General features: G+C 64.6%; 32 protein-coding genes and 1 pseudogene. 15 read left to right on the top strand and 18 right to left on the bottom strand.

Annotated elements, in window-relative coordinates; all coding sequences use genetic code 11:
• Nucleotides 1-60 precede the first annotated feature (60 nt).
• The 4 genes from AUC68_RS13065 to AUC68_RS16550 form a co-directional block, all read right to left on the bottom strand.
• Nucleotides 61-678 carry an NUDIX hydrolase gene (locus tag AUC68_RS13065; protein ID WP_069438046.1) on the bottom strand — a complete coding sequence of 206 codons (618 nt, stop codon included), beginning with the start codon at nucleotides 676-678 and terminating at the stop codon, nucleotides 61-63.
• Nucleotides 679-822: 144 nt separating this feature from the next.
• Nucleotides 823-981: a hypothetical protein gene (locus tag AUC68_RS16855; RefSeq protein ID WP_158008319.1), complete on the bottom strand. Its 159-nt coding sequence runs from the start codon at nucleotides 979-981 to the stop codon at nucleotides 823-825.
• Nucleotides 978-1,502 carry a hypothetical protein gene (locus AUC68_RS13060; protein ID WP_141701281.1) on the bottom strand — a complete coding sequence of 175 codons (525 nt, stop codon included), beginning with the start codon at nucleotides 1,500-1,502 and terminating at the stop codon, nucleotides 978-980. The genes AUC68_RS16855 and AUC68_RS13060 overlap by 4 nt, the downstream gene beginning before the upstream one ends.
• On the bottom strand, nucleotides 1,493-2,239 hold the full coding sequence (locus AUC68_RS16550) for a hypothetical protein (protein ID WP_141701280.1): 747 nt from the start codon (nucleotides 2,237-2,239) through the stop codon (nucleotides 1,493-1,495). Before AUC68_RS16550 ends, AUC68_RS13060 begins: the two co-directional genes overlap by 10 nt.
• 253 nt (nucleotides 2,240-2,492) lie before the next feature.
• On the opposite strand from AUC68_RS16550, the gene AUC68_RS13050 reads away from it, so the two are divergent.
• The gene (locus AUC68_RS13050) at nucleotides 2,493-2,801 is read left to right on the top strand and encodes a hypothetical protein (RefSeq protein ID WP_069438043.1); all 309 of its coding nucleotides are present in this window, start codon (nucleotides 2,493-2,495) and stop codon (nucleotides 2,799-2,801) included.
• Nucleotides 2,802-2,819: 18 nt separating this feature from the next.
• On the opposite strand, the gene AUC68_RS13045 is transcribed toward AUC68_RS13050, so the two are convergent.
• Entirely contained in the window at nucleotides 2,820-3,410 is a 591-nt protein-coding gene (locus AUC68_RS13045) for a hypothetical protein (protein ID WP_069438042.1), read from the bottom strand.
• A 1,197-nt stretch (nucleotides 3,411-4,607) separates the two neighbouring features.
• Here AUC68_RS13045 and AUC68_RS13035 point away from each other — a divergent pair.
• Entirely contained in the window at nucleotides 4,608-4,835 is a 228-nt protein-coding gene (locus AUC68_RS13035) for a hypothetical protein (protein WP_069438040.1), read from the top strand.
• A gap of 435 nt (nucleotides 4,836-5,270) precedes the next feature.
• Here AUC68_RS13035 and AUC68_RS13030 read toward each other — a convergent pair whose 3' ends face one another.
• Complete coding sequence (locus tag AUC68_RS13030; protein ID WP_069438039.1) at nucleotides 5,271-5,552, bottom strand: hypothetical protein; 282 nt, start codon at nucleotides 5,550-5,552, stop codon at nucleotides 5,271-5,273.
• Nucleotides 5,553-5,805: 253 nt separating this feature from the next.
• Between AUC68_RS13030 and AUC68_RS13025 the strand changes: the two genes are divergently transcribed.
• Complete coding sequence (locus tag AUC68_RS13025) at nucleotides 5,806-7,362, top strand: S10 family peptidase (RefSeq protein ID WP_158008318.1); 1,557 nt, start codon at nucleotides 5,806-5,808, stop codon at nucleotides 7,360-7,362.
• 11 nt (nucleotides 7,363-7,373) lie between these two features.
• Here the strand turns inward: AUC68_RS13025 and AUC68_RS18445 are convergent, their stop codons facing one another.
• Together AUC68_RS18445 and AUC68_RS18440 are read right to left on the bottom strand one after the other, a co-directional pair.
• Nucleotides 7,374-7,670, bottom strand: coding sequence for a VTT domain-containing protein (locus AUC68_RS18445; protein WP_069438037.1), 297 nt, complete (start codon nucleotides 7,668-7,670; stop codon nucleotides 7,374-7,376).
• The gene (locus AUC68_RS18440) at nucleotides 7,670-8,101 is read right to left on the bottom strand and encodes a TVP38/TMEM64 family protein (protein ID WP_342027500.1); all 432 of its coding nucleotides are present in this window, start codon (nucleotides 8,099-8,101) and stop codon (nucleotides 7,670-7,672) included. The genes AUC68_RS18445 and AUC68_RS18440 overlap by 1 nt, the downstream gene beginning before the upstream one ends.
• A gap of 210 nt (nucleotides 8,102-8,311) precedes the next feature.
• Here AUC68_RS18440 and AUC68_RS13010 point away from each other — a divergent pair, with 210 nt between their 5' ends.
• Nucleotides 8,312-8,758: a hypothetical protein gene (locus AUC68_RS13010; protein WP_141701279.1), complete on the top strand. Its 447-nt coding sequence runs from the start codon at nucleotides 8,312-8,314 to the stop codon at nucleotides 8,756-8,758.
• 62 nt (nucleotides 8,759-8,820) lie between these two features.
• Nucleotides 8,821-8,979: a hypothetical protein gene (locus AUC68_RS16850; RefSeq protein ID WP_158008317.1), complete on the top strand. Its 159-nt coding sequence runs from the start codon at nucleotides 8,821-8,823 to the stop codon at nucleotides 8,977-8,979.
• Nucleotides 8,980-9,003: 24 nt separating this feature from the next.
• Here AUC68_RS16850 and AUC68_RS13005 read toward each other — a convergent pair whose 3' ends face one another.
• From AUC68_RS13005 to AUC68_RS12995, 3 genes are read right to left on the bottom strand one after another with little or no spacing between them, the layout of a single operon-like run.
• Nucleotides 9,004-9,543, bottom strand: coding sequence for a hypothetical protein (locus tag AUC68_RS13005; RefSeq protein WP_158008316.1), 540 nt, complete (start codon nucleotides 9,541-9,543; stop codon nucleotides 9,004-9,006).
• The gene (locus AUC68_RS13000) at nucleotides 9,486-10,550 is read right to left on the bottom strand and encodes a sodium:solute symporter family transporter (protein WP_069438033.1); all 1,065 of its coding nucleotides are present in this window, start codon (nucleotides 10,548-10,550) and stop codon (nucleotides 9,486-9,488) included. The genes AUC68_RS13005 and AUC68_RS13000 overlap by 58 nt, the downstream gene beginning before the upstream one ends.
• Nucleotides 10,551-10,570: 20 nt before the next feature.
• Nucleotides 10,571-11,512, bottom strand: a complete 942-nt coding sequence (locus AUC68_RS12995) for a hydrogen peroxide-inducible genes activator (protein ID WP_069438032.1) — start codon at nucleotides 11,510-11,512, stop codon at nucleotides 10,571-10,573.
• Between the two features lie 309 nt (nucleotides 11,513-11,821).
• On the opposite strand from AUC68_RS12995, the gene pqqC reads away from it, so the two are divergent.
• The 3 genes from pqqC (at nucleotide 11,822) to pqqE (ending at nucleotide 14,095) form a co-directional block, all read left to right on the top strand.
• Nucleotides 11,822-12,556, top strand: a complete 735-nt coding sequence (gene pqqC / locus AUC68_RS12990; protein WP_069438031.1) for a pyrroloquinoline-quinone synthase PqqC — start codon at nucleotides 11,822-11,824, stop codon at nucleotides 12,554-12,556.
• Nucleotides 12,556-12,858, top strand: coding sequence for a pyrroloquinoline quinone biosynthesis peptide chaperone PqqD (pqqD, locus tag AUC68_RS12985; protein WP_069438030.1), 303 nt, complete (start codon nucleotides 12,556-12,558; stop codon nucleotides 12,856-12,858). The genes pqqC and pqqD overlap by 1 nt, the downstream gene beginning before the upstream one ends.
• A gap of 100 nt (nucleotides 12,859-12,958) precedes the next feature.
• Complete coding sequence (pqqE, locus tag AUC68_RS12980) at nucleotides 12,959-14,095, top strand: pyrroloquinoline quinone biosynthesis protein PqqE (protein ID WP_069438186.1); 1,137 nt, start codon at nucleotides 12,959-12,961, stop codon at nucleotides 14,093-14,095.
• 156 nt (nucleotides 14,096-14,251) lie between these two features.
• Here pqqE and AUC68_RS12975 read toward each other — a convergent pair whose 3' ends face one another.
• Entirely contained in the window at nucleotides 14,252-14,908 is a 657-nt protein-coding gene (locus tag AUC68_RS12975; RefSeq protein WP_069438029.1) for a DUF7847 domain-containing protein, read from the bottom strand.
• Between the two features lie 299 nt (nucleotides 14,909-15,207).
• Here AUC68_RS12975 and AUC68_RS12970 point away from each other — a divergent pair, with 299 nt between their 5' ends.
• Nucleotides 15,208-15,990: an ABC transporter substrate-binding protein gene (locus AUC68_RS12970; RefSeq protein WP_158008315.1), complete on the top strand. Its 783-nt coding sequence runs from the start codon at nucleotides 15,208-15,210 to the stop codon at nucleotides 15,988-15,990.
• 2 nt (nucleotides 15,991-15,992) lie between these two features.
• The gene (locus AUC68_RS12965) at nucleotides 15,993-16,478 is read left to right on the top strand and encodes a type 1 periplasmic-binding domain-containing protein (RefSeq protein WP_158008314.1); all 486 of its coding nucleotides are present in this window, start codon (nucleotides 15,993-15,995) and stop codon (nucleotides 16,476-16,478) included.
• A gap of 3 nt (nucleotides 16,479-16,481) precedes the next feature.
• Here AUC68_RS12965 and AUC68_RS12960 read toward each other — a convergent pair whose 3' ends face one another.
• Complete coding sequence (locus AUC68_RS12960) at nucleotides 16,482-17,309, bottom strand: quinoprotein dehydrogenase-associated putative ABC transporter substrate-binding protein (RefSeq protein WP_069438026.1); 828 nt, start codon at nucleotides 17,307-17,309, stop codon at nucleotides 16,482-16,484.
• 199 nt (nucleotides 17,310-17,508) lie between these two features.
• The gene (locus AUC68_RS12955) at nucleotides 17,509-18,051 is read right to left on the bottom strand and encodes a M48 family metalloprotease (protein WP_158008313.1); all 543 of its coding nucleotides are present in this window, start codon (nucleotides 18,049-18,051) and stop codon (nucleotides 17,509-17,511) included.
• Between the two features lie 260 nt (nucleotides 18,052-18,311).
• On the opposite strand from AUC68_RS12955, the gene AUC68_RS12950 reads away from it, so the two are divergent.
• From AUC68_RS12950 to AUC68_RS12940, 5 genes and pseudogenes are all read left to right on the top strand, one after another.
• Nucleotides 18,312-18,587 (top strand): hypothetical protein, encoded by a 276-nt coding sequence (locus AUC68_RS12950; RefSeq protein WP_069438024.1) that lies wholly within the window; start codon nucleotides 18,312-18,314, stop codon nucleotides 18,585-18,587.
• 149 nt (nucleotides 18,588-18,736) lie between these two features.
• Entirely contained in the window at nucleotides 18,737-19,336 is a 600-nt protein-coding gene (locus AUC68_RS16130; RefSeq protein ID WP_083240726.1) for a CHASE2 domain-containing protein, read from the top strand.
• 229 nt (nucleotides 19,337-19,565) lie between these two features.
• Nucleotides 19,566-19,793: pseudogene (locus AUC68_RS18800) on the top strand (CHASE2 domain-containing protein); the annotation flags it as partial.
• A 136-nt stretch (nucleotides 19,794-19,929) separates the two neighbouring features.
• On the top strand, nucleotides 19,930-20,949 hold the full coding sequence (locus AUC68_RS16120) for an adenylate/guanylate cyclase domain-containing protein (protein ID WP_083240725.1): 1,020 nt from the start codon (nucleotides 19,930-19,932) through the stop codon (nucleotides 20,947-20,949).
• A 65-nt stretch (nucleotides 20,950-21,014) separates the two neighbouring features.
• Nucleotides 21,015-21,407, top strand: coding sequence for a DUF3307 domain-containing protein (locus AUC68_RS12940; RefSeq protein WP_069438023.1), 393 nt, complete (start codon nucleotides 21,015-21,017; stop codon nucleotides 21,405-21,407).
• Here the strand turns inward: AUC68_RS12940 and AUC68_RS12935 are convergent.
• The 4 genes from AUC68_RS12935 to cutA all read right to left on the bottom strand — a co-directional run bounded on the left by AUC68_RS12935 (nucleotide 21,404) and on the right by cutA (nucleotide 26,651).
• Nucleotides 21,404-23,557 (bottom strand): SulP family inorganic anion transporter, encoded by a 2,154-nt coding sequence (locus AUC68_RS12935; protein WP_069438022.1) that lies wholly within the window; start codon nucleotides 23,555-23,557, stop codon nucleotides 21,404-21,406. The two genes, AUC68_RS12940 and AUC68_RS12935, sit on opposite strands and share 4 nt — an antisense overlap.
• Before the next feature lie 110 nt (nucleotides 23,558-23,667).
• The gene (locus tag AUC68_RS12930; protein ID WP_141701275.1) at nucleotides 23,668-24,648 is read right to left on the bottom strand and encodes a leucyl/phenylalanyl-tRNA--protein transferase; all 981 of its coding nucleotides are present in this window, start codon (nucleotides 24,646-24,648) and stop codon (nucleotides 23,668-23,670) included.
• 159 nt (nucleotides 24,649-24,807) lie between these two features.
• Nucleotides 24,808-26,304, bottom strand: a complete 1,497-nt coding sequence (glpK, locus tag AUC68_RS12925) for a glycerol kinase GlpK (protein ID WP_069438020.1) — start codon at nucleotides 26,302-26,304, stop codon at nucleotides 24,808-24,810.
• A complete protein-coding gene (gene cutA / locus AUC68_RS12920) occupies nucleotides 26,301-26,651 on the bottom strand; it encodes a divalent-cation tolerance protein CutA (protein WP_069438019.1) in 351 nt (116 codons plus the stop codon). The genes glpK and cutA overlap by 4 nt, the downstream gene beginning before the upstream one ends.
• Nucleotides 26,652-26,775 lie beyond the last annotated feature (124 nt).

Here is a 26,775-nt window from a genome sequence, read left to right as displayed (position 1 = left end):
CTCCTGCAGCCGGCACCACCACTCTCCAAGTCCACGACGATGGACGCGTTCATTGTCGCACTATCGTCCCTCTTCCGGGGTGTCGTCGAAGCCGAGCCACTGCTTGAGCGTCGTCGTCAAGGGTGGCACGCGAGGGTCAATCTCACCGGCATCGAGGCCTTCCAGTTGACGCGCGGCATAGGCGAGGACGAGGACGATGATCGCCAGGACCAGGATCTCCTTGAGGATGCGCATCGAAGGAGCCCGCCTCTCCGTCACCTTCCACGTCGGTGCCTTGTGCCGTGCGAACCAGCGGCCCAGAGCCTCCACGGCGGCTCTGGAATGGGGGCTCATCAAAAGCGGCCCCGTCTCGTGTGTCGCGAACCACTTCATGGCCTGACCTTCGCCGAGGACCAGCGCCGCACCGTCATATCGTTCGAGAAAGATGTGTTGGGTGTAGGTCCGGCCCTCATGGACGAAGGGCTGGGTCAACCAGTGCTGGGGCCGCTTGAGCGTATAGGACAGTTCCTCGAGCGCTTCCCGGACAGCCGCCTGTTCGGGCGTCTCCCCAGGCTCAACCCCGCCGCCGAAAAAGGACCAATAGCCCGGAAAGGTGGGCGCATCGTCCGTGCGATGTTGCAGCAGGATCCTGTGTTGAGCGTCGTACAGGATAACGGCGGAGAGCTCGCGTGCGGTCATAGACGCGTATACAGCGTCCTGACGGAGCGGCCGTCAACGCGCCAGACCGCAAATGCTGTGGACGTCGACCGGCACGCAAACGGGGCGGCTCTGGCCAGTGCCGCCCCGCGATGCCGATGGACCCGCCGCCGAAGCGCCCGGAAGCTATTCTTCGGTCACGTCGACGTTCTCGGTGTCGACGCCGTCTTCGATCTCCGAGTCGACGATCCGCAAGGTCCCCTCGCCGCTGCCCTCTTGCAGCACTTCCAGGCCCGACTCCTCGCCGTCGTCATTGCCTGCCGTCCGGCTCTTGTTGACGGTCACGTTGAGATTGCCGTCGTCTTTCTGCTTGAGACCGCGCCCTTGCCGCCATTGTCCTTGGACGTCAGCTTGGCCAGCAGAGCCGCGACATTCCCCGCCCCGCTCTCGACCATCTTGAGTCCGTCGTCGGTGTTGTTCTTGGCTTCGGTGTTCCAGACGCCAAGCTTGAGGCTGCCCTCGTCTTCCTCGCCGAAATCCAGCCCCTCGTCGTGATTGCCGTTGACCGAGGTGTCGACGATCAGGGCCCACAAATCGCCGGGACCCGCCTCGTCGACATCGAAACCGTCGTCGAAGTCGAGACCGATCTCGTATTCCTTGACCGAACCGGACTCGTAGAGTTCGACCTCGCGCTCGAAGCAACCATCGTCCGGCGTGCCCGTCACGGCAGCCGGAATGTCTGAATCCTTCTTCTCGCCGTCCTCGAATTCGCCTTCCGGCTCCTTGGGCAGGAAGCTCTCCAGGACCTTGCCGTCGCAGTAATTGCCGTTGTCGTCGAACTTGGAGTCGACCACGGTCACGAACACGCTGCCCTCCTGGCCTTCGTCGAGTTCCAGACCATCCGCGCCGGCATTCGTAAATTCGGAGTCCTTGGCATAGAAGAAGATGTCGCCGCCGCCGCGCTCGTCCACCCGCATGCCGTCCGCATCGAAATGCCCATTGCCGACATCGTCGATCTCCACGTCGTTGAGCCGCACCACGATCGAGGCTCCGAGCCGCCGCCCTTGCCGCCGCGGCCCGCGCCGCACTCGTCGGCGAGATCGCAATCGGAGATGTGGACACCGTGATAGGCAACGCCCGACACTTTCACATCGTCGAGGACGAGCGTCACGACGCCGATCTGGTCCTCACGCATATCCACGAAGAGGCCCTTGCTGGCTTTGCCCCGGTTCTCGACGCTGAAGTTTCCCGGTCCTGCGAAGTTCAAGCTCTCGACCGTGAGATCGGCGCCTTCGCTGACGACGAACAGCGTCGTGTCCACCTTCGACTTCACGGTCTGACCCTTGCCGTGGATCGCAAGCGGCGCCCTGCCCGCATAGACGAGCGCGGAATCGATTTCGACATCGCCGTCGGTCGCGACCAGGATTTGGGTGAGGCCGTCGGACTTGGCGGCCGTCTCGAGGGCCGCCCGCAGCGAACCTTCGCCGCTATCCTCAGCGTTCGTGACGAGGATCGGACCCTCCGCAACTGCGGAGATCGTGGAGAGGGCCGTCACAGCGGCGGCCAGAGCAATCGTCGAAAGACCGTTCAGCGCGTGTTTCACCTGAATTTCCTCAGCGTCATGGGGATCGAAGGAACACGCATAGGTAACGCGCGAATGCGATGCTTTCGTAACAGGGTCTCCCGCCCGTCCCCGGGGCCGTCCAAGGGCCAACTGCGGCACGAGAAGGGGTTTCGCATCGCGTGACGAGGACCCTATGATGGCGCCGCCGAGGGGGCGGCCCGCCGCCCGACGGGCACGGGGACCCCACAAGGGTGAGACGTTCAAGGATCAGATCGATAGGGTGGCGCGTCACATGACACGGTTCGGAGTGCTTTTGCTTGTGGTCCTTCTTCTCGGCTGCGGGGCCTTTGCCCAAACGGCGCACGCCCAAGATGCCTCGCAACCGGCCCAATCGCTCGTGCCCACGCCGTCGGCTTGCAGTGCCGGAAGCCAGTCCGTGCGCGTCTGCACCAACGGCCTGCAGTCCTGCAACGATGTCTGCGCCGCGCGCGCGCTGTCGGCGAACGCCGATGTCGCCGGGTGCAGCACGTCCTGCTGCAACCGCTACAATGTCTGCGTTCAGATGCGGAACTGCGCCGCGCTCAAGATCGACTGCAATTAGCCCTCAAACGCATTTGGCCTAGGACTCGCCCGCTTGGGCGGAGACCTCGTCGAGCTGCGTCTTGAGCATCTCCGGCTCCAGATATTGGATCACCGATTTCTCCGTGCCGTCCGCGGCATAGCGAAGCGTCAACAGGAGGCCGCCATAGGACTCGAAGAAGTCCTCGACCGACAGGCCGTCCGCGCTACCCGTCGCCTCCGGGGGAAACAGGAAGTTCAAGCGGAAGGACGCGCCAGGCGGCACGCTCAAGGCGTCGTTTGTCCCCGTCTTGGGATCCTGGGGCACAACGGCCACTTCGAGCCGCAACTCGGGCCGTTTCACATCGGGGCTGAGGGCGGCTTCCAAGCCCGTCAGCGTCTCGTCGGAATTGTTGACGCCGGCGATGGAGATCCCGTTGATCAGGAACGACTCGGGCGACCCCGAAAGGGTGAAGACGGCCCGCTCCGCCAGCGGCAGCGCGGGCTCGTCGAAGGCCCAGGAGATCTTCGAGAAGGTCTCTTCCGGGGCTTCGGCGGCGATCACGGGGCCAGAGGCCGAACGCATCAACAGGCCGCCTCCGAGCAGGAGGCCCCCAAGGAGCAGCAACACGGCACCGGCGATGATCATCATGTGACTGAGGTCGAGCCTTTCTTTCGCGCCCAGTCTGCGCCCCGCGCGACGACGCTGTCCTGCCTGCTTGCGACGCGGTCGCCCAAGGCATCGACGCCGGTCTGCACAAAGGCAACGGCGCGTGCAGCCTGTCCGCGCAGCCAGACCGAGCCGGTCGTGGCGTTACGCCGCGCCCGCGCCGCAAAGCCATCGGCCCGGCCCCGCACGTCCCGCGCCCACGATGACACCACAGTCGCCGTCCCGACGGCAACGCCTGAAACCGCTGCGGACAAGAGGCCTGCGCGTCCGTGCGGCCTTGGGCTCCTGCGACGTCGTCGTCGCTCAACCTCCGGACGCCACGATCATCGACGGCACCTGCGGTCCGGAGCGCGCTTGCCGTCCACGGATCGTTCGCGGGCTGGCCGAAAAGCATCGTGCCCTCGGGGTGGGGCCCATAGGTCTCGAACACATGGACCGACGCCGTATGCGCGGCACCATCCACGTCCGCCCGGGGCACATTATGGCTCTGGGATCCCTCTGGCAGCGAGCGCGGCGCGGCCGCGCGGACACGCGCAAAATGCTGAACCTCGTGACCCAGCCGCGCGACGTGAATGTACAGTTTCGAAGGGATGGCGGCGGCGCGCGATGCGGTCCACGCGAAGGCATGCGACAGGCCACGGCCGCCCGACGCCCCCAAGGCGGACGCCCTTTGAGCGGCGGCCGAAGCGCCGGAGGAAAGGCCATGGCCGGTGGTCGCGGCAAGAGCCGCCGCGCTGTGCCCTGTCGTCGACAGCCCGCTGCCGAGAGCACTCCCGGCCTTGCGAGAGAAGTTCGCGGCCTCGGAGGCGACGGACGAGCGAGCCGGCCCGACAGCGCCTGGCCGCCGGCCCGGGCCGAGGCCTTCGCTTTCCCTCCGCTCCAGGCCGCTCCGGCCGCAACGCCCTTGCCGGCCGCGCGCCCGGCCGCGCCGATCTTGGACGCGGTCCATAGCGCCCCTTGCGCAGAGGCGCCCCCCACGGCGCCAAGGAATTGACCCGCGCCTCGGAACGCGGACGAGAGGGCCCGCACGATGGCCCGCCACACATAGGTGGCGCCCATCGCGATGGAGCGCGCGATGAAACCGACGCCTCCCGCAACCTTGCCTAACCCAAAGGCGACCCACGACCAGAAAAATCCGAAGAGATCGAGAAAGGCCTGCCGGAGCGCCTGGAGTGCACGTTGCCGCATGACCCTGCGGTGACGCCGGAGGCGGTCCTTCTTGACGCTGGCGGCCCGAAGGTCACGCTGACGCTGAAGCCACCGCTCATGACGTTCCCGGTCCCGACGGACGGCGGCACTCTGGGCCTGGAGCCAACGCTGATGATCGCTGAGGTCTTCCTTGGCGCTCGACAGAAGCGCGCCGGATTCGGCGGCCCGATCCTTGGCTGCGGCAAGCGACGCCTCTAGGGCCGCGGACTCCTGCGCATCCACATCGTCATCAAAGGTCGTCCAGGCACGTCGTTTTCGCGTCGGACTGCCCATGCGGTTGCCCTCACCTGACTCCCAGCCGGCCCCTTCTCCGCGACCGGCTTCCAACCACGACGAGCCTCGCGGCACGGCGCGAGCCTCGATCGGCAACGACTTCGAAATGAGCGGGCCTTCGCCGCCCACGCGCCTTGTCACGTCCCTCGCCATGCACCCTGCCATGGGCTGGAACGCCAAGTTCCCCCGGCGGGACCCTTGCGTGCGACCCACTTCTGCCAGGCTGAGCCGGGGAGAACAGCACGTTGTCAATTTCCGCCAAACGGCACTTTAGCCGTCATCGCCATGACGGCCAATAGCCCTCTAGCAAGGCGTTCTGTATCGTGACGAATTTAGGTGGAACGGAGAGGTTCTTGCCGCCTAGAGGTCGTTGAGGCCGCCGAGAACCCGGTCGAAATCGCGTGCTTTCTGATAGTCGATTTCGGCCTTTTGGGCCCGTTTCGCCGCCAGATCCTGCCGGCAGGCCTCGTAGGCCGGTTCGCCCGGCGTCATGTCCGCGCTCCGGCATTTCGCATCGTCCTCGGCCTTGAAGGCTTCCTCCTTGGCAAGGCGCCCAGCCTCCACCTCCCCACGCGAGGCGCAAGCGGAGAGCACAAGCGCAAGAGACAGCAGGGCCGCCGGAATGAAGAACCTTCTCACCATCGCCGGTTGCTTGAGCCCCAATCATGGCGCGGTCAAGGTCAAAGCTCCGTGATTGCAGCGGGCCTGCCTTGAGACCGCCCGCATATGCGCTTAGCTGGCTATATGAGCGTGTATGCCCTCAGACGATATCGAAACCGGAGACACCGTGACCGTTCCCCCAGCGCCCCCCAGACGCCGTTCCCCTGGAGCCCCCGCCAGTTGGGTCTTTGTCTGCCTTCTTGCCGGCCTCTTACTCGCCGCCATGACGGCGGCCTTGCCAAGCGCAGGCTTCGCCGACGAAACCTATCAAGGCGACGCCGCGTCCGACGAGGCGCCGAAAACCGAAACCAGCAACAACACCGAGTCCGGCGCAGAGGACTCGAAGAGCGCGGAGAAGAGCGAAGGCACCGCGGAAAAACCCCTCCGCCTGCCGCCCGACGTGACGACCCATCACGTGCTGAAACAAGACGGGCAGGACATTCCCTACACGGCGATCGCAGGAACGATCAAACCGCACGACACGTCCGGCAAACCCGTGGCGGAAATCTTCTACACCGCCTATACCGCGCAAGCGGCGGACCCCGACCGGCCGATCACCTTCGTCTTCAATGGCGGCCCCGGCGCGGCCTCGACCTATCTTCACCTTGGCGCCATGGGGCCGAAGGTCGTGGCCACGACGGAGGAAGGCGCGCTCACCGGTCCGCCCCCCCGACTCATTCCCAACGATGCCAGCTGGCTGGACTTCACCGATCTCGTGTTCGTCGATCCTGTCGGTACGGGCTATAGCGGGGCCGCCGGCACGAAGTCCGATAAGGATTTTTGGGGCGTCGACCAGGACGCGGAATCGCTCGCCGAATTCGTTCGCCTTTATCTCACCCAGACGGGCCGCATGGGCGCGCCGGTGTTCCTTGCCGGCGAAAGCTATGGCGGCTTCCGCGTGGCCGTGGTCACCCGGAAACTGCAGCGCAAAGGCAGCGTCTCCCCGAGCGGCCTCGTGCTGATCTCCCCGGCGCTCGAGTTCTCTATGCTGCGTGGCGAGGATTACGACCCGCTGCCTTGGGCCCTGCAACTGCCCTCCTATACCGCGGTGAAGCTGGAAAGCGAGGGAACCACCACGCGCGAAGCGCTCGCGAGCGCCCTGAAGGACGTGGAGCGCTACGCCATGACCGACTACCTCGTGGCGCTCGCCGCAGGGCTGCAGAAGGGTGGCGAAGCCGCAAGCGCAAAAGTGGCCGAACTCACGGGTCTTCCGTTGGAGAAGGTTCAGCGCCATTTCGCCCGCGTCCCCCAGTCCTTGTTCGTCAAGGAATTCGACCGGAGCGGCGGACAAGTCCTCAGCCTGTATGACGGCAGCGTCGGCGGCCCCGATCCGCACCCGTCGAGCGCCTGGCCACGCGGCCCCGATCCGGTGCTGGATGCGACCGTCCCGCTGTGGTCGTCGGCCTTCGTGCGCTACGTCTCGGAGGACCTGCAGTACAAAACCGACGAGAGCTTCAATCTGCTCAACCGGAAAGTCAGCAAGAGCTGGGACTTCGGCACGAGTCCGACAAAGCAAGGCTATGCCGGCGTCTTGGACGACATCCAGGATGCCCGCGCCGCCAATCGCAAACTCGAAGTCCTGATCGCCAGCGGTTACACCGATCTGATCACGCCCTATTCCGTGCCTGCCTATCTCGTGGCGCAATTGCCGCCGCTGAAAGGCGCGAACCCGATCGAACTGCGCAACTATGCGGGCGGGCACATGCTGTACCTGCGCGCCTCATCGCGTCAGGATCTGAAACAAGACGCCAAGGCGATGTACGCCCGCGCGCTCGGCGACAACGGGTCCTAGGCATCCGATTTCTAAGGGCTGGCTTCCAGGCCGGGTTTTGTCCGCGCGGTGCGGCGCGGCCAGTGCTGCTTGCACACGATGGCAAGCGCGCTGAACGCCACGAGACCGATGACGACGATGGCCAGCGAGTCCGACCCGAACGCCACCAATTGCTGCCCCGCCGCCACGACGATCAGCGTATAGGGCAGAAGCGCGGCGAAACTCGCGAGGCAAAAGCGCCACGCGCTGAGTGCGGTGATGCCTGCCACGTAGCTGAGCGCATCCATATTCAGCCCTGGAACCAGCCGGCACAGGAAGACCGCCAGCATCAATTGCGACTGCGGCGTATTCTCGTCGAGCAGCCAGCGGCCGATGCGCGTTTGGGCGACCCGGTCGAGCCAGCCGCGGCGTCCACGAAGTCGCGGCCGAGATGCCGGCCGACGAGAAAACCGGCCAGCGCGCCAAGCTCCGCCCCGATCAGGACGTAGAGACTGCCGAGCAGGAGGCCCTCGGATGCTCCCGCGGCCAGCAACAGCGGCGACGTCGGCACGATGCCGACGAGGCTTGCGACGAGGCGCAGCGCGACGATCGCGACCGGTCCCCAGACCCGGAGCGAGGGCAAATTCCTCTGCAGGTCGAAGTCGGCCAGGGTGACCGCTCCGGCGGGACCGGCAAGAACGAGGGTCGCCAAGACGAGCGTCGCGACCGCGCACAGGCGCGCGATCCCCATAGGACGAGCTGGCTGAAACTTTCGCTTCATGTCACGTCCTTAGGCGAACCGCGTAACCGAACGACGACAGTTTCGCGCAAGGAGAACCTGGCCGTCGCACGGCTGTTGTCTTGACGGGTTTCCAGATCAACTTTGTCAAAACACGACAATGTGCGGCATGGGGATCTCTGCCCCCTTGCGGATGCCCCTTTTTTGTGGTCCACGGCTTTGACCAATTGATCGGCGATTAGAGGATCGGTGATGTCTCTTAGAGGTTTCACACACGATATGCGTGTCACGCTGGCCGTGGCGATGCTGTGCACTGGGTTTGCGGCGTTCGGCCTGCCCGGACGCGCGGGGGCCCAAGACGCCGCGACGGAAGACACCGCGAAAACGGACGACGCTTCGAAGGACGAGGCGGCACCACTGGTGTGGCGCGAGTTCCATTATCCCGAGCGTGGCTTCGTCGTCTCTTTTCCGGGCGTCGAGGAAAAGCCCAAGGCCGAGAGCACACCCGTGCCCGGGCAAAATCCGCTGCTGCAGCACGAATACAAAGTCAAGACCGGCAAGGACACCGTCTATTGCGTGGTCGTGTTCGAATATCCTGAGGGCCGCGCACCGAACCCGCCCAAGAAGGACTATTTCGAAAAGGTCGTGACGGCATACGCCAAAGGCAGCGATACGGAGCTGCGCCGCCAGACGCCCTGAAGATCGACGAACGCCCGGGCTTCGAAGCCAAAGCCGAGGACGGACGCGGCAAGCTCAATCACTTGATCACGATGGTCGCCAATGGCGATCGGATTTACATGCTGATCTCCGCCGGTCCCAAGAAGCACGCCACCAGCGTCGACGCGCTGCGCTTCCGCGACAGTTTCCGGCTCCTCGGCGGACCGCCGCCCGAGCTGGCCAAAACGCCTGACTCTGAGTAGGGCCCGGACCGCCCCGCAGCGCCGCTAAGCCGCCTTCGTCCGCAGGTTCTCGAAGAAGCGCCGCCGTCTGGCCGACGGCGCGGATGCGAACAGCCCCACAAGGATGGTGACCAGGAAGCCGACCGGCACCGCGAAGACGCCGGCCAAGACGCCGTGCACACCGAGCCAATTGGCGATCGGGCGTACCGACGCCTCCCACTCGGTCAGGATGGCCGCTTGTGCGGCCGGATCGCTCGCCGCGTAGTAGCCGTAGCGCAAGGCCTCATAGGCGGAGGTTTGTGCGCTCGTCGCGTCCGATAGAAGACTCGACGACTCGTAGAATAGGAACGGGATCGTCTGCGGCGCGATCATGTAATAGAGGCACACGACGAGGCCCGCGACCGTGCCGGCCACGGCCGCGTCGCTGCCGAGCCGCTTCCACCACAGTCCCAGCACCAGAACCGGCAGGAAGGCGCTTGCCGCCAGCGACAAGGCTGCCGCGGCGCCGAGCAGCGTCTCTTGTGGCCTCAGCAGCGCGGCAGCGCCGGCCAAGACGGCGACCAGGACAACAGACAGACGCGCCACGAAAAGCTGCCGGCTGACCGGAGCGTGGGCGATGCGCTCTTGAAGTAGACGTCGTAGGCCAGCACGGTTCCCATGGACAGGGCCAGCGCGGCCCCCGCGGACAGGAGCGCGGCCACGGCCCCGACGACGAGAACCGCTTCGCCGATCATCGACAGCGCATCGCCTGAGGCAACGGACGCCGCCTCGTACAGCGCGGCAAGCGCGGGCGCCGTGGCGCAAAGCAGGAATAGGAAGACGGGCGCTCCCAGAAACGAGACCCGGGCATCGCCCGCATCAGGCGCGGCGAAACTCCGCATCAGCAGATAGGGCAACGAGGCGAAGCCCGTGACGAGGCAGAAGAGGAGCGCAAGCGAATTGACCGGGCTTGTCTGCGCAAAAGGCCGCCACGTCAGAGTCGGGACGACCTCGTCGATCAGCAGCGAGTCCAGCGCCGCGGCCGACCCTGTCTGCCAAAGCACGGTGAGAACGGCGATGAGCCCGGCGAGAAGCATCACCGCGTAATACGCGATCTGCGACAGGCTCAGCGAGCGCATGCCGCCAAGGAGCGTTGCCACGAAGATCATCACGAGCCCGGCCGCGATGCCGGTCCACACCGGCAGTGCCAGCACGGCTTGGCCCAACAGGCCGAAGCCGACCAACACGGCACCCAGCGCCGGAAACGAACACAGGACAACGGCGAAGACGCCCAGCGGGCGCATCGTCTCGGCATCGAACCGCTCGGCCAGAAAGTCCGGCAGCGTGTAGCCGCCATAGCCGCGCAGATACGGTGCGATCAACAGGCCCGCCAGGACCAGCCCCACCCCCGCGCCCAGAAGCAGCAGGATCGCCCCCTGCCAGTCGAAATCGATCGCGCCGGCCCCGCCGACAAAGGCAAGGACCGCCACCGAAGATCCCGCAATGGCGAGGCTATTGAGAAACGCGGGCACGAGCCGGCCCGCCGCGTAGTAGTCGGCGAGCGGACGCGTCAGCCGGACCAGTCCGGCCCGGGCGAACAGCAGCGCAGCCATCAGAAGCGAGAGCTGTGTGCTTAGGATTTTCGGTCTCCCTTCCGGCCCTGCGTTGCGACTGGATCCGAGTGTGGCGGCGCGGCCTGGCACAACAAGGTGCCAAGCTGCATGAATTCGGCCTTTCGCGGCGAACTCTTGCGCCACGCGAGTCCGACTTCCCGTTTGGGCCGCGGCTCGGCAAAACGCAAGAGCCGAATCTCGTCGCCGCGATGGACCTCGATTGAGCTCGCCATCTCCGGCAGCAGCGTAATCCCGTACCCATTCGCCACCATCTGCATGATCGTGGCGAGGCTGGAGGCGCCGAAACTCTGACGCAGATCGGGCGCCATCAAGTGGCAATAGGACAGGGCTTGCTCCCGGAGGCAGTGCCCCTCCTCCAGCAGCAGCAGGCGGCCCTGCGCGAGCATATCTTGGGTGGCGGACTCGATGCCCGCATTGTCCGGCGTGGCCTTGGTCGCGAGAATGAAGGCGTCGTCGAACAAGAAATGGGTCTCCACGGCAGGATCGTCGATCGGCAACGCGACGAGAATAACGTCGAGGTCGCCGCTCACAAGCTCGCGCACCAGGGTCTCGGTGACCGTTTCGCGCAAGCGCAAAGACAGGTCTGGAAACCGCGCCTGCAAGACGGGCAACGCGGCGGGCAGCAGGTATGGCGCGATCGATGGGATGGCCCCCAGTTTGAGGACACCCGTCAGCATCCCCTCCTGCCCCTTGGCATAGTCCACAAGGTCCTGGACCGATGCGAGAATGGTCCGGGCCCGGCCAGCAACCTCTATGCCCTTGTCGGTCAGGCCGATCCCGGATTTGCGCCGCTCCACCAGTTTCAGCTTCAGCTCGTCCTCGAGATCCTTGATCTGCATGCTGAGCGCGGGCTGGCTCACCGCGCAATCCCGTGCCGCCCGACCAAAATGCCGCGTGCGGGCAAGCGCCTCCAGGTAGCGGAGCTGTCGGAAAGACACCATCGGCGATAACGCTTAGTTATGAACTCAGCTTCGGAAAGGGCATTTCCTTATCACACCCCGCGCGAACATGCCATTTGCGACCCGCGCGCAATGGAACGGACTAGGGCCTTCCAGTAGAGTGCCTTGACTGGAGAAGCCGTGCCGTCCTCGCGCATCGGCGCGCTTCAGGTGTTCTTAATCCGGGTTCAAGCCCGTGTTCATGAACACGCCGTAGATTTCTTGCGGATTCTCCCCATTTATCTAGGAGAGACCGTTCGCGAGGCGCCGGAAGAAGCGCCGCACAAGGAAACCCGATGAGGAAGTAGGCCCGTGACCAAGATTCTAAGCCCCGAAGAACTCGAGGAGGAGCTGCGCGCCATCGGCGCCGTGCAGTACCACGACAAGCATCCGTTTCATAAGCTTCTGCACGGCGGCAAGCTGAACAAAGGCCAAGTGCAGGCCTGGGCGCTGAACCGCTATTGCTACCAGGCGGCCGTGCCGCGCAAGGACGCGGCGCTGATGAGCCGTTGCCACGATCGCGAATTGCGGCGGGAGTGGATCCACCGCATCACCGACCATGACGGCGAAGGCGCCGAAGAAGGCGGCATCGAACGCTGGCTCGTGCTCACCGATGGGCTTGGCCTCGACCGCGATTACGTGATCTCCCGGAAAGGCGCCCTACCCGAGACGGTCTTCGCCGTCGAGGCCTATGTGAATTTCGTGCGCGAAAACACGCTGGTCGAGGCGGTCGCGTCTTCCCTGACCGAACTGTTCGCGCCCAGCATTCACAAGGAGCGTATCTCGGGCATGCTCGAGAACTACGACTTCATCAGCGACGATGTGATGGCCTATTTCAAGCGTCGCCTGACCCAAGCGCCGCGCGACGCCAATTTCGCGCTGGAATATGTCAAGCAGAACGCCCGGACCCCCGAGGCACAGCAAGGCGCCCTCGACGCGCTCCGCTTCAAGACTCATGTCTTGTGGGCGCAGCTCGATGCGCTTTACCTCGCCTATGTGGACCCGGGCATGATCCCGCCTGGCGCCTTCGTGCCGGACGCGGCCTGATGGCAGACGTGAAGCAGCCCGGCCGGCTTGTGGTCGACCGGGCGACGAAACCGGTGATGCCCCGTTACTTGAAGCTACGCCACGACCCGGGGCGGGACCGTTGGGTGCTGCTGGCGCCGGAACGGATTCTGACGCCGGACAACATCGCCGTTTCGGTGCTGAAGCTGTGCAACGGAGAAAGCACCGTGGACGACATCGCGGCGAAACTGGCCGAGGAGTATTCGGCTCCCGTCGACGTGATTACCGCCGACGTGGTCGAACTGCTCCAGGACATGGCCGACAAAGGATACATCAAGGGATAATGGGATGACCGAGGACCTCAAGATTGACGGACATGTCGACGCCATCGCCGTCGACGACGAGCCGACGACGGGCGTCATCGGCAGCGCGGACGAATCCGCCATGCTGTGCGCCGTCGCGCCGGTGGGACTGCTTGCAGAACTCACCCACCGCTGCCCACTGCAATGCCCTTACTGTTCGAACCCGGTGGAATTGGAGAGCGTCAAGAACGAGCTCTCGACCGAGGAATGGTGCTCGGTCATGCGCCAGGCCGGCGAGATGGGCATTTTGCAGGTTCATCTGTCGGGCGGCGAGCCGACCGCGCGCAAGGACCTCGAGGAGATCATCAAGGCCGCCGCGGACGCAGGCCTCTACACCAATCTCATTACCGCCGCCGTCAATCTGAAGCGTGAGCGTTTGGAGAAGCTCCAAGAGCTCGGGCTCGATCACGTCCAGATCTCGGTCCAGGATGTCGACCCGGCCGGGGCGGACCGCATTGGCGCCTTCAAGAACGCGCTGGAAAAGAAGCTGGAGGTCGCGCACTGGGTCACCGAACTCGGCATGCCGCTCACGATCAACGCCCCCATCCATCGCCACAACATCCATAACGTGCCGCGTTATCTCGATCTGGCGGTCGAACTCGGCGCGCAACGCATCGAGATCGCCCACGCGCAATATTACGGCTGGGCCTATCTCAACCGCGCCGCGCTGATCCCGACCTATGAGGAGACGGTCTCCTCGATCGAGTATGTGGAGGCCGCCCGCGAGCGTCTGAAAGGCGTGCTCACCATCGACATGGTGGTACCGGACTATTACGCGAAGCGCCCGAAGCCCTGCATGGGCGGCTGGGGCAAGGGCTTCATGAACATCACGCCCGCCGGCAAGGTGCTGCCCTGCCATGCGGCGGAAAGCATCCCCGAGCTACACTTCGACACCGTGCGCGACAAGAAGCTGCTCGACATCTGGATGGACTCGGAGGCGTTCAACGCCTTCCGCGGCACCGACTGGATGAAGGAGCCGTGCAAGTCCTGCGCGTTCCGGGAAGTGGACTATGGCGGCTGCCGCTGCCAGGCCATGGCCATCACGAAGGATCCGCGCAACACGGACCCCGCCTGCTCGCTCTCGCCCTATCACAGCGAGATGGTGAAGCTGGCCAAGGCCGAAGCGGCGAAGCCCGCGACGGAGTTCGTCTACCGCAACACGCGCAATGCCGCGCAGGTCGGCAAGGCGCACGGCGAACCTTTAGTCCCGGCAGAATAGGCGGCCGTCGCAGATCCGTTCCAAAGGCGCCCCCGTCGCGGTGCGCCTTTGTCTTTTCAGCGATCAGGTGTGAGGCGCCAGGTTTGAGGCGCCAGGTATGAGGCGCCAGGTTTGAGCCGCCAGGTTTGAGGCGCCAGGTTTGAGGCGCCTTGGGCGTCACGCTGCGAGCCGCGCATCAACCGGGATCGCACCGGGCACGCCCGACAGCAATCGGTAGGCATAAGCCGTGGCGAGGCCCACGATCGGGATCGCCACGAGCAGCCCGACCCCGAGCGCCAACACGCCAAGCGCGACGATGAGCGCCGTAAGGAGGGCAAAGCCGAACAAGGGCCAGCGATTGCCCTTAGTCAACTCCATGCTCGTCTTCAGCGCGTCGAGCGGACCCAAGCCGCGGTCGACGACGAGGAAGGTCGAGAACATGAACAGCACCATGGCGATGAGGCCCGGCACGATCAGGAGCACGAGTCCCAAGCCAATGGCGAGCGATGTCAAAAGCGAGGTGGCGAAAAACTTCCAATAGGGGGTCGGATGCCACAACGCCGAATAGTCGACGCCCTCCGGATTGTCGTGGGCGGCCAGGAAGAAGGCGATGGCCCCCATGACGATCAAGGCGCTCAAAGCGAGATTGACGAGGTTCGATAGCAGGCTCGGCTCTTCGAGCGTGCCGCCCGTCAAACTGTTGACCCCGCTCGTGACACCCATGTTGACGATATTCGCCAAGACCAAAATCGCCGCGGCGCCAATGAAGAACCAGGGGCGCCTCTTGAACGTCTCCCAACCAAACCGGATTGCATCGCCAGGTGAGAACTGCATGGGCCGAACCTACCACCGCCGCGCGAGATATTGGAGAGGGATCGCGATTCGCCAACAGAATCCTCATTTTGGAAGGCCGGGATGAACGAACAGCAGTATTTGCCGTATTTTCCCGTCACTTTTTCTAACTTGCCATACGCGTTTTGCCATCTGTACCATGCCCCAAAACCACTCGGCCGCCCCTGAGGAAGCCGCCGGCAAGGGGCGAACCGGGCTCCGAGGAAACGCACGCCCGGCGTTTGAGGTCTCCTATGCGCACCCACACGCTTACAGACGCTTCTGCCGGACCTCTCGCCTGCGTGGCGCTTGTCGCCGCGGGCCTGTTGCTCGCGTTGACGGCGAGCCCGGCCTCCGCCGCCGACGAACGCGGGCCATCCCGTCAGCGAGACGGCGGCTTTTCGATTCGCGTTCAGCAAACCCCCGAAATGGTGCCGATCGATATCGGCTATCTGCGTGAAGAGGTCCGGGGCCCGCAGCCGGCCTCGCGCTTGGATATCGAGCCGGAGAATGCGGGCATCGCCGGCGCTGAAATGGGCATCAAGGAGAACAACGCGGGCGGCCGTTTCGTGGGCCATCTCTACGCGCTTGACGTCGAAACGGCTTCCTCCCCCGAGGATGCCGTCGCCGCGCTCGAGAAGCTCTACGAGTCCGGCCACAACTACATCGTCGTGGATGCCTCCGCGACCACCCTGCTGAAGCTCTCGGACTGGGCCAAGGACAAGGACGTGCTTCTGTTCAACATCCGCGCTGAGGATGTCTCGCTGCGTCAGCAGGACTGCCGTGCGAATATCATGCATGTGGTGCCGGACCGCTACATGCTGGCCGACGCGCTCGCCCAATATCTCGTCAAGATGGACTGGACCGACTGGCTCGTCGTTCATGGCTCGACCGATGCGGACATCGCCTATCGCGACGCGGTCGAACGGGCGGCAGAGCGATTTGGCGGCAACATCGTCGCGTCCGCGAATATGTCGACGTGTCGGGCGGGCGCCGGGATGGGGTCGGCCCCATCCCGCCCGCGAAGCCGCACAAGGAAGCGAACGTCGGCAGCGGCATCGTCCCGCGCGCGGATTACGATGTGATCGTGGTGGCGGACGAAAACCAGCAGTTTGGACCGCTGATACCGTATCGCGGCGGCGGACAAGCGCGCCTCGTGGCCGGCACCACGGGCCTGACGGCCACCACCTGGAGCCCTGGCCACGAGAAATGGGGCGCGACCCAGGCGAACAACAATTTCGAGAAACGCTTCGAGCGGCTCATGCTGCCGATCGACCACATGGCCTATGTGGCGACACGGACCGTCGGCGAGGCGGTGACCCGCAAGCCGAAGAACGATTTCGCCACGGTTTCGGCCTTCATCCATGGCCCGGACCTCCAGCTTGCTCCCTTCAAAGGCATCAAGCAGCAATTCCGGCCCTGGGACGGACAGTTCCGCCAGCCCATCCTGATCGCGACCGAGAAGGTGCCGGTCTCCGTTTCCCCGCAAAAGGGATTCCCCCATGCGAGCCATCCGGAGATCGAGGTGGACACGCTCGGGATCGACGAGCCCGAGAGCATCTGCAAGATGTAGGCGTCAGGGACTTGGCGGCGTCACGCCGTCGCTGGTGACAGGCTCCCCGTCATGGTCGAGGACCGGGACGTCGTAGTCTTGCAGGATCGCGGTGATCTCGGCCGAATTCTCGGCCAGCACCTTGTTCAACTGATGCTTGAATTGCGGGTCGTTAGGACGGACCCCCAGGGTGATCCCGTAGAACGTCGCCGGCCCGGCGTTTTCCTTGACCAGCGGCACAACCGTCAACGGAACGCTCGAACGGGACGCGTAGTAGCCACCGATGGGCCCCCATAGAAGCCCTGCATCGAGTTCGCCCGACTCGATCTCGGCGATCATCTCCTGTGCCAGAGCCGCTTGGCTCCCTCCGGAGTGATCGTCGAACGGCTTTGCATTGGCGATCAGGCCATTCATGGCCAGGATGCTCGCGGGCGGCGTCCGCGCCACAAGGCCGATGCGCTTCGATTTCAACCGGGGGTCCGAAAGGGACGTCACGCCGTTCAGGCCGGCGTCGTCCCCGCGCGTGATCAGAACGTAGGAGGCGTAGTAATAGGGGTTCGTATCCTCGATGAGCCCCGTTCCTTGCGCATAGCCCATCACCAGGTCGCAGGCATTGCTCCCCATCGTATTCGGCACGTAGCCGGTATTCTCCGGGAACCACGTGTAGACGAGCTCGCGTCCCAGACGGTCGGCGATGAGCTCCGCGAGCTTGTTCTCGAAACCTTCGCCCTTGGCGTTGGAAAACGGCATGTTGTTGGGGTCGGCACAAACGCGCAGCGCGCGCGCGCCTGCGGCGGCCGACCCCGCACAGCAAAGCGCCGCGATGGCAACCGCGGTCGCGACCCAACGCACGGCCCTCGACCATGCGGTCGCCTGCGTCCTTGGTGACTCGCCTTCAGTCAAAACCACTTGTCTGCCCTAGTCGTGAGCCTTCTCCCCGCATCGGGAGCCGGACCAATGAACATTGGCGCGCACTCGGATCGGAGATGACGCTTGTAAGATATGGTGCTTGCGACCGTCTTACACCAAAGACCGCGGGCTTGGTAACGGCTTACGGGTCGAGCTCCGCACAACGGCGGATCGTCTCGACGCGCTGCAAACCGGTCGGGTAATGAGCGCCCGTCGGTTTTTCGCCGAATTCGGCCATGGCAGCGGCCCCCGCATCGATCCCGTCCTGTTGGTGGCGCTCGCGCAAGAGCCTCACGGCACAGCAATCGGCCTCGAGTTCCATACGCTTCAGCTCGGGAGCGATGTAGAAAAAGGCTTGCGGCCCCACATGCCCGAGCCCCTGCTTCGCCTTGGCGACATGGCCCAGCGTGTGGTGGCAGCACTCGTGGGCAAGAAGGAACTGGCTGTAGCTCGGGTCGTCGCGCAGTGTCGAGGCGTTCACCACGATGACGGGGCGTCCGCGCCGGTCCGTCATCGACGAGGCCTGTTCCTCCACGCCGCGCAGCTTGTAGGTCGTGATGCTGCAATACGGGTTCTCGACCTCGGGCAGGAAGCGTCCGGCCCGCGCCGGCGTCGAAACCTGCGTCAGGCAGGCCGCCACGAAAACAGACGAGATCACGGCGGCCAGACACGCCGGCAACCGCAAGACGGCGCCGTTCCGTCCAAGAGGGGCTGTGCCCCAAGTATCCCGAAACAAGGGTCGCCGGTGCTCCGGCATCTTTGTCTGGCCCATTTGCCCGATTTTAGCGCAAACGCGCGGGCTGCACGATAAATACTGCGTTATTTGGGAACTGTGACGTTCGTCACACCCCGTTCCAGGCCACGTTGATCCCGGTCATGCCTCCCACCATATACGGCAGACCCCCAACCGCCGATCGGCGAACTGTCGCCCCGGAGGATCCGATCATGATGACTGAATTGCTGAAGCAACTGAGCCTTTCCGTTTTTGGCCTCGGTCTTGGCGTGGCCGTCCTGGCCGCTAGCACCGATACGGCCCTGGCCGACCGCGGCAAAGCCCGCTGGATCGGCGGCCCCGTGCCGTACACCAACGATGTCGTGGTGACGAAGCGCGGCGCAAAGGCCGCCCCCGCCTACCGTACCAAGCGCAAGTTCGTCGATACGCTCGACACGGAGACCGAAGCCGTGTGGCGCAACCTGCGCCCGACGCGCTTCTCCGATTAGCCCGCGCCGGAACGCCCCCCTTCGGGGCGTTCCCCCCTTCCGGGCCGGCCTCCCGCTCCCGTCGCCCCGATTGACAGGCCCGTGTCAACGGCTAGGGTCTGGCCGCTGCGGGCCCCTCGCCCGGCCGAAAACAACGGACTTCGAGCGGGATGGGTCCACGTCTTCTCTATAGCCTCATCGTGGGCGCCGCGATTTTGGCATCCCTGGCCCTTCGCGTCTGGGACCCGGCTCCCGTCGCGCGTCTCAGATCCCTCGTCTTCGATTCCTACCAGCGCCTGTCGCCGCTCAAATTCGATCCGGAACTACCCGTTCGTATCGTCGATATCGACGAGGAGTCCCTGAAGCGCATCGGCCAATGGCCGTGGCCCCGGACGATCCTGAGCGATCTCCTGTCCAAGCTACGCGACGCAGGGGCCGCCACCATCGGTTTCGATATGGTGTTTCCGGAACCGGACCGGATGTCGCCGGCCAACGCGGTGAAGTTCTGGCCCCAATCCGACCAGCTCACCCAGCTCAAGACCGAGCTCGACGAATTGCCCTCCAACGACCAGATCTTCGCCGAGACCATTGCCACAGCGCCGGTCGTGATGGGGTTCATCGCATCGCCCAGCAACCAGACCGCCCTGCCCGAATCGAGTCCGGCATCTCCTTCGGCGGCGATGATCCGCGCCTGTTCGCGCCCCACTATCCGGGGGCAACCTCGAGTCTTAAGGCGCTGCAAACCCCCGCGATCGGCGCGGGCGCGCTGAACTGGGTCCCCGAACACGATCAGATCATCCGGAGGATGCCTATTCTGGTGACCCTGGATGAAACGCTGTACCCGTCCTTTGCGGCGGATCTCTTGCGCGTTGCCCAAGGGGCGTCGACCTATGTGGTCAAGTCCTCGGGCGCGAGCGGCGAGAAGCCTTCGGCGAGCAAACCGGAATCGTGAAGGTGCGTGTCGGCGACTTCGAGATTCCGACCGACGCCAACGGCCAGATGTTTCTCCACGTCTCGCCTCAGACTCGCGATCGCTACCTGCCGGCCTGGAAGATCCTGAACGGCGAACTCGGCGAAGAAGAGATCGCCGGGCGCATTCTTCTGATCGGCACGAGCGCGGCGGGTCTGCTCGACCTGCGTGCCACGCCGCTCGAAGCCTCGATTCCGGGCGTCGAGTTGCACGCCCAGGCGGTGGAGCAAATCATTCGCGGCAGCTATCTGTTGCGGCCCGACTTCGCGACCCCTGCCGAACTTCTCTACATCCTCCTGCTGGGCCTCCTGATCGCCGTCCTGATCTACCGCGCCGGCGCACTCGGCAGCGCCGTTGTCGGCGGCGTTGCGTCGGCTTCGTCGTCTGGCTCTCTTGGCATGCTTCGAGAGCTGGGGCTGGCTGGTCGACCCCGTCTATCCGACGATCGCGTTGACCGCGATCTATCTCACCGGATCGTCCTTCGTGTTCTTGCGAACCGAGCGCGAGCGCAATCGCGTGCGCAACGCGTTCTCGCACTACATGGCCCCGGCCCTCGTCGAACGGCTGGCCGACGAACCGGACCGGCTGAAACTCGGTGGCGAGACGCGCGACATGACGCTCCTTTTCAGCGACGTCCGCGGATTCACGACCATCTCCGAGGGTCTCGACGCGGAGGAACTCACGCGCTTTCTCAACGAGCTCTTCACGCCGCTGAGCAACATCATCCTCGACGAGAACGGCACGATCGACAAATTCATGGGCGATGCGTTGATGGCCTTCTGGAATGCGCCCCTCGACGACCCCAATCATCCGGGCAATGCCTGCGCCGCCGCGCTGCGCATGGTCGACGAGATGGCCGTGCTGAACGAGCGCTGGCAGCAAGCCGCCGACGAGGCCGGACGGACCTTCAAACCGGTCAAACTCGGCATCGGTCTGAACACGGGGCTGTGCTGCGTCGGCAATCTCGGCTCGGAGACCCGGTTCGACTATTCCGTGATCGGCGATAACGTCAATGTCGCCTCACGCCTCGAGGGCCAATCGAAGACCTACGACCTCGTGATCATCGCCGGCGAGGAGACCGCCACGCGCGCGCACGACTTCGCCTTTCTCGAACTCGATCTCTTGAAGGTGAAAGGAAAGACGGAGGCCACTCGCATTTTCGCCCTAATGGGCGACGACACCGTTCGGCAAAGCGATGCCTTCAAGGCGTTTACGGCCAAACACGAGGCCTTCTTGTCCGCCTATCGCGACCGGGACTGGGACGGTGCGGACGCGCTGCTCCGGGAATGCGAAACGCCGGGCGGCGAAAAGCTCAAGGGCCTTTACGCCCTCTATCGCGACCGCATCAGGACCTTCCGGACAACGCCGCCGCCGGATGACTGGGACGGCACCGCACAAGCGACCTCGAAGTAGTCCACCGCGCCAAGTCATCCACCCATCGCCAGTTCGAACCGGAAGCCTCTTCAGCAAACGCGCTCATGCCCGAAATTGCCATTCTCTGTCTTGCCGCACTCGCCGTCCTGCTCGTCAAGCACACCGCTGCGGATTTCTTCCTTCAGACGCCCTACCAGTTCTGCAACAAAGGCATCTACGGACATCCTGGCGGCCTTCTCCACGCGGGCATTCACGTGGCAATGACGCCGTTCGTGTATCTAGTGCTGGTACCCGCGTCCTTGCTGCTGGTCCTTGGCATCGCCCTTGGCGAGTTCGTGATCCACTACCACGTGGATTGGGCGAAGGAGCAAGTCGGCCGCCGCCTCAACGCAACGCCACAAACATCGATCTATTGGCATGCGCTTGGCATGGACCAGCTCCTGCACGGACTGACCTATGTTGGGATCGTCGCCGTGCTTGTCTGGGCGATGTATTAGTGAAGCGCCGAAATTTCGCGGTTCGCGAATTCAAGCCGGTCGGACAACAGCCTGATGATGAGCTTATGGAGCGCGGCCGCGGCGGCCGGGTCCTCGTCCTGCATCTTGTCGAAGGACTCGCGGGTTAGGATGTACACCACGCTCGCGCCCTCGGCGACGACGTTCGCGCCGCGCGGCACGTCGCGATAGAAGCCCATCTCGCCCACCACCGTGTGACCGAGCATGCGCCGCAGGCGGATCGCCCGTCCGTATTCGCCGGTGATCGTGATGGCGACGCACCCGGAGGCCTGGAACACGACGGAATCGGACGGCTCCCCCTGCCGGAACAGCACGACGCCGCTGTCCAGTTCCCTCCGTGTCATGTAGGGCTCGACCCGCTCGAAGGTGATGTCGCCGCCGAGCTCGGTCTGCAGCCACGACTCGAAGGTGTGCGACGAGGCCTCGCCCACCTCGTGATAAAGCAGCACCATGTCCTCGCACCACTCGACGGCATCGTTGCGCGTGGGAAAGGCCTGGTGGGGCCGGTCGGCGCCGAAGAAGCCCGCGCCCATGAACGCGGCATGCATTGAATCGCTCAGACCACTGAAGACGAGCGTGACGTCCCGTTCTTCGCAATAGTTGCGCAGCTTGACCAGGCTCAGAACCGCCGAGGTGTCGAGCCCCTGCACCGCGCTGAAGTCGAGAACGATATAGCCGACGGGCTTCTCCTTCTGTCCCTCGATCACGCGCCGGATGCGTTCGAACAGGCCGTTCGAGGATCCGAAGAAGATGAAGCCCGACAGCCAGAAGACATGCACGCGCTTGCCTTCCTCTTGGAGAAGGCGCGATTGTTCGGGCGAGCGATCCACGCTGCTCGACAGTTCGTAGCGTGTCAGGTGACGCCGGATCACGCCGATCCGGCTATAGGACAGAGCAAACAGCAGGCAGGCGCCGATGACGCCGAGCACCACGCCGACCAGATAGCCGAAATACAGAATGACGAGCGCGATGGCGATCGCGAGCGCCAAATCCGTCCGGGACCGCTGCGCCGGGGAATGCACCAGCGCCTCGATCAGGATCATCGTCCCGAGATAGGCGAGCATCCCACCGAGGATCGCCTTGGGTACGAACGAGCCCACATCGGCGCCTGCGAACAGAACCAGCCCGCAGATCGCCGCGACCGATACGCCGCTGATCCGCGTGACGGCGCCCGCCTGCTGCAAGAGTAGGCTGTTGTTGAGGGAGAGATTGCCCGCGACGCCGCCGAGGACGGACGCCAGCACGTTGGCCAGACCGTTGGTGCGGAACTCCTTGTCGAGATCGGCCGATTTCTGCCGCGCGACTTCGAGACTCGACACGTCGAGCAGCATCGAGATCGCAGTCACGCCGCAGACGGCGCCGATTTCCGCGCTGCTCATGGCCATGACGCCCCAATCGATGTCATGGGTCGTAAGCGCCTCGATCGGCCACCACAGTTGCAGCGCACCCACCGCGGCAAGATACCAATCGGCTTGCGTCTCGGGATCGCGCACGAACCAAAGCAGGATCACGTTCAGTACGACCAGGAAGACCACGAAGGCGATGGGCAGTGTCAGGTAGTCGTCCATCCACCGCTTCAGCAGAACGATGAAGAAGGCGAAGGCCAGACCCACCCCGATTTGAGGCGCATAGCGGCCATCGGCCATGACGGTCCAGCTCGACGGCGACAGGGTCAGATTGCTGCCTGTGATGACCTCGACGCCACCGGTAATGAGCAGAAAGCCCGATGCCGCCAGGAAGCCGCCGATGACCGGGAACGGAACGAACCGCAGCCATTGTCCGAGTTTCAGCCCGCCCAGGCCGAACAGAACCGCTCCGGTGAGAAACGTGCTGACGGTGATGGCGATCATCACGTTGATGATCATCGTCTCCGTATCGACGCCCTTCGCGGCAAGCCCCGCCGCCACGGTGGTGGCCAGAACGCTCATGACCGCGACCGCAGGCGTGTCCGGCCCCGCATCCGCCGGAACGAGCGTCGTGGTCAACGACACGACGACGCCCGTCACCATGGTGCCCATGATGAGCGCGGCCAGTCCCAACGGAAAACCGGCGGCAATGGAGCCCTGGAAAATCAGCGCGCTAAAGGAGATGCAATAGGCGATATTGACGATCGCCGAGATCGTCCCCGCCATAGCGTCGCGCCCAAGCGTTGCAACGTCTATGTTCTGCGGGCGCTTCGGCGCGAAATTTTCCAATAAAGACAAAGGCGTATCGGGAATTCACGGGGTTGATTTCGGACCGATCATGGCCGGGCAACACGACAATGCAAGCAAAAATGCCCTGGTGAGCATTTTCTTGGCCGCAACGCCGACCGCGCCCGCGATCCGACAAGGCCCGCATTGGCCGTGGCCGCAGCAAAAAGCACCCGCCCACGCGGACCGGCGCAAATCCTCAAGCCGATGGGGGCAGCGTGACGGGGTCCTTGCGCGGCGACCGCCCGGTTGCCTTGCCCGTGCCGGCGTATTTCGGATTCCAGCGCGCGGCGTCCAGCCCGGTTTCGACGCTCCACCGGCACGCGCGTCGGAGACAGGATCGCCTTGGACAGGAGCCCGTTGAAGGCAAAGCGGGGCACGACCACGAAGCCGAGCTGGCTCAGATGACCGCCCATGCGTTTACCGTCATTGAGCTTGAAGCCCCAATGCTGCAGATGGCAGCTCAGGGTCACGAAGCCCACATTGGCGGCATCGCGCTCGCGCGAAAACAAGCCCTCGGTGAAGAAGGCGCGTCCGACCGACAGTCCGAAAAGACCGCCCGCGAGACGTCCGCTGCGGTCCCAGGCTTCGACCGAATGCGCATAGCCCGCCTGATGCAACGCCATGAAGGCTTCTCCGACGGCGGGTTCCGGCGCGCAGCCGCGCAGCACGGCCGCGAAATCCGCATCGAAGGTGACACCGTAGGCCTGCGTTTGCAGCAGCCGCCAGACGCGCTGGGAGATGCGGACATGCTCGGGGAACGAGACCGCGCGCTCGGCAGGCGCCCACCACTTCTTCTCCTGCGGATAAAGCCCTTTCGCATAGGCCGCGACCATGGTCGGCACGTTGAGAGACCCGCAGCGTCCGACCAGTCCCTCCGGCTGACTCAAAGCCTTGTCAGGATCGGGCAGATGCGGGCCGAAACCCACGAATTGCTTGGCAAGCAAGGCCAGCGCGGCCGGCTTGCTGTACAGCCCCGACGACACAAGGCTGTCTGAGACCTGCTTCAGGACACTCTGTCTCGCGGACACGGGCAACTCCAACGCAATACTCGACGACGCGGCGGCAACAACAACCCGTTGCCACTCCTCGCGCCAAGCTTGCCCGCAAAGGATTCCCAACGCGTTAACGCGCCCCGAGGCCTTGCAGAACGGGCCCTGCGAGCAGCCTTTCGGACTTGGATGAAGAGGCTAGGCTCTCCCGCTGCGGACGCGGTCGACGGCCTCCAGCCAGCCGGCGTAACGGGCCTCGCGCTCGGCCGCGGCCATTTGCGGTTCGTAGCGCCGGGCCGGCGCCCAAGCCTTCGCCAGCTCCGCATCGTCGCCGTAGACGCCGGCTGCTTGCCCCGCGAAATAGGCCGCCCCCAAGGCGGTCGTCTCCGGGATCGGCGCGACCTCGACAGACTCCCCCAAGATGTCGGCGAGACGCTGCATGGCCCAGACGTTGTCGGTCATGCCCCCGTCGACCCGCAGCGTGTCGTTCTCGCCGATTCCGGCCGCCGCCATGTCTTCGCGCATGGCCCCGAGAAGGTCCCGCGTTTGAAAGGCGACGGACTCGAGCCCCGCGGCGACGATGTCCGCCTTGGTCGATGCGCGGGAGAGGCCGAGGATCGACCCGCGCGCGCCCGCGTCCCAGACCGGCGCGCCGAGCCCCTGGAAGGCGGGCACCAGATAGACTCCGCTCTCCGGGTTCGCCTCCCGAGCCAACGCCTCGCTGTCGGCCGCCGCCGCGATGAGCCCGAGATTGTCACGCAGCCATTGAATGGTGGCCCCGGCCATGAAGATCGCGCCCTCCAGCGCAAAGGTCCGCACGCCACGCTCCTGGGACAGGATGGTCGACAACATGCGGTTGGCGGATTGGGCCTTGCTGTCGCCCGTGTTGGCAACAACGAAGCAACCGGTCCCGTAGGTCGCTTTGATCATGCTGGGCCGCACACAGGCCTGCCCTTTGGCCGCAGCTTGTTGATCGCCCGCGACGCCACGAATGGGCAACACCGCGCCGAACGCCTCGTCTTGCGTCTGGCCGAAATCGCCACACGTGTCGCGCACTTCGGGCAGGATGGCGGGCGGAACCCCGAGACGCTCCAGAAGCGGCGGATCCCACGCACCTTTGCGGATATCGAACAGCATCGTGCGCGCCGCGTTGGTCGCGTCGGTCGTGTGCAACGCCCCGCCCGTGAGCTTGAACAGGAGATAGCTGTCGACCGTGCCGAAGCACACCTCGCCCCGCGCGGCCCTTTCACGAAGGCCGGGAACATTGTCCAGCAGCCATGCCAGCTTCGTGGCCGAGAAATAAGGATCGATCAGCAGGCCGGTGACATCGGTGATATGCGCGCCCCAGCCTTCCCGCTCGAGATCGGCGCACAACGGCGCGGTCCGCCGGTCCTGCCAGACAATGGCATTGTGCAGCGGCGCACCCGTCGCGCGGTCCCACACCACGGTCGTCTCGCGCTGGTTGGAAATGCCGACCGCGGCGATGTTCGCCGCCCCCACCTCGCGAACGACCGCGGCGCAAACCTCGCGGACCGCACGCCAGATCTCATTGGGGTCGTGTTCCACCCAGCCCGGTTGCGGGAAGATCTGGGTCAAGGGCCGCGCGGCCGAAGCGCCCGGCCGTCCGGCCGCGTCGAACACGATTGCGCGCGTGCTCGTGGTCCCCTGATCGATGGCCAGGATATGCCCCATCATACCCTCCCGCCTTGTGGCCCGGCTTGCGTCTCCTCGACGATCCAAGCGCAATACTCCGCGCCGCCCCCTTGCGTGGGCAAGACCAGCAGCGCGGGCACCTCATAAGGATGCAGCCGTTTGACCTCGGTCAGGACCGCGTCCGTCAGCCCGGCGCGGGTCTTGACGATCATCGCCACCTCGTCCGCCGTCTCCCGCACACCCTCCCATTGGTAGATGGAGACCATGCCCGGGAAGACGTTCACGCAGGCCGCGAGACGCGCATCGACCAACGCGCCGCCCACGGTCTTGGCATCGTCGAGGCTGGCGAATGTCGTGTAGATCAGAACCGGCAGTTCGGTGTCTTCCATGATCGCTCCCTAGTCGCCCTTCTTGAGAGGCGTTTGCCACTGTCGGACATGGTTCGAGACAGAGATACTTGTAAGAGATACTTGCACGACATTAACACCACAGCTTTAGTGTGGCCTCTCTCAA

This window comes from Methyloceanibacter methanicus, from assembly GCF_001723285.1.
GTDB classification, from domain to species: domain Bacteria; phylum Pseudomonadota; class Alphaproteobacteria; order Rhizobiales; family Methyloligellaceae; genus Methyloceanibacter; species Methyloceanibacter methanicus.
Note: the sequence above shows the minus strand (reverse complement) of the source record. Positions and strands in the feature narration are given on the sequence as shown.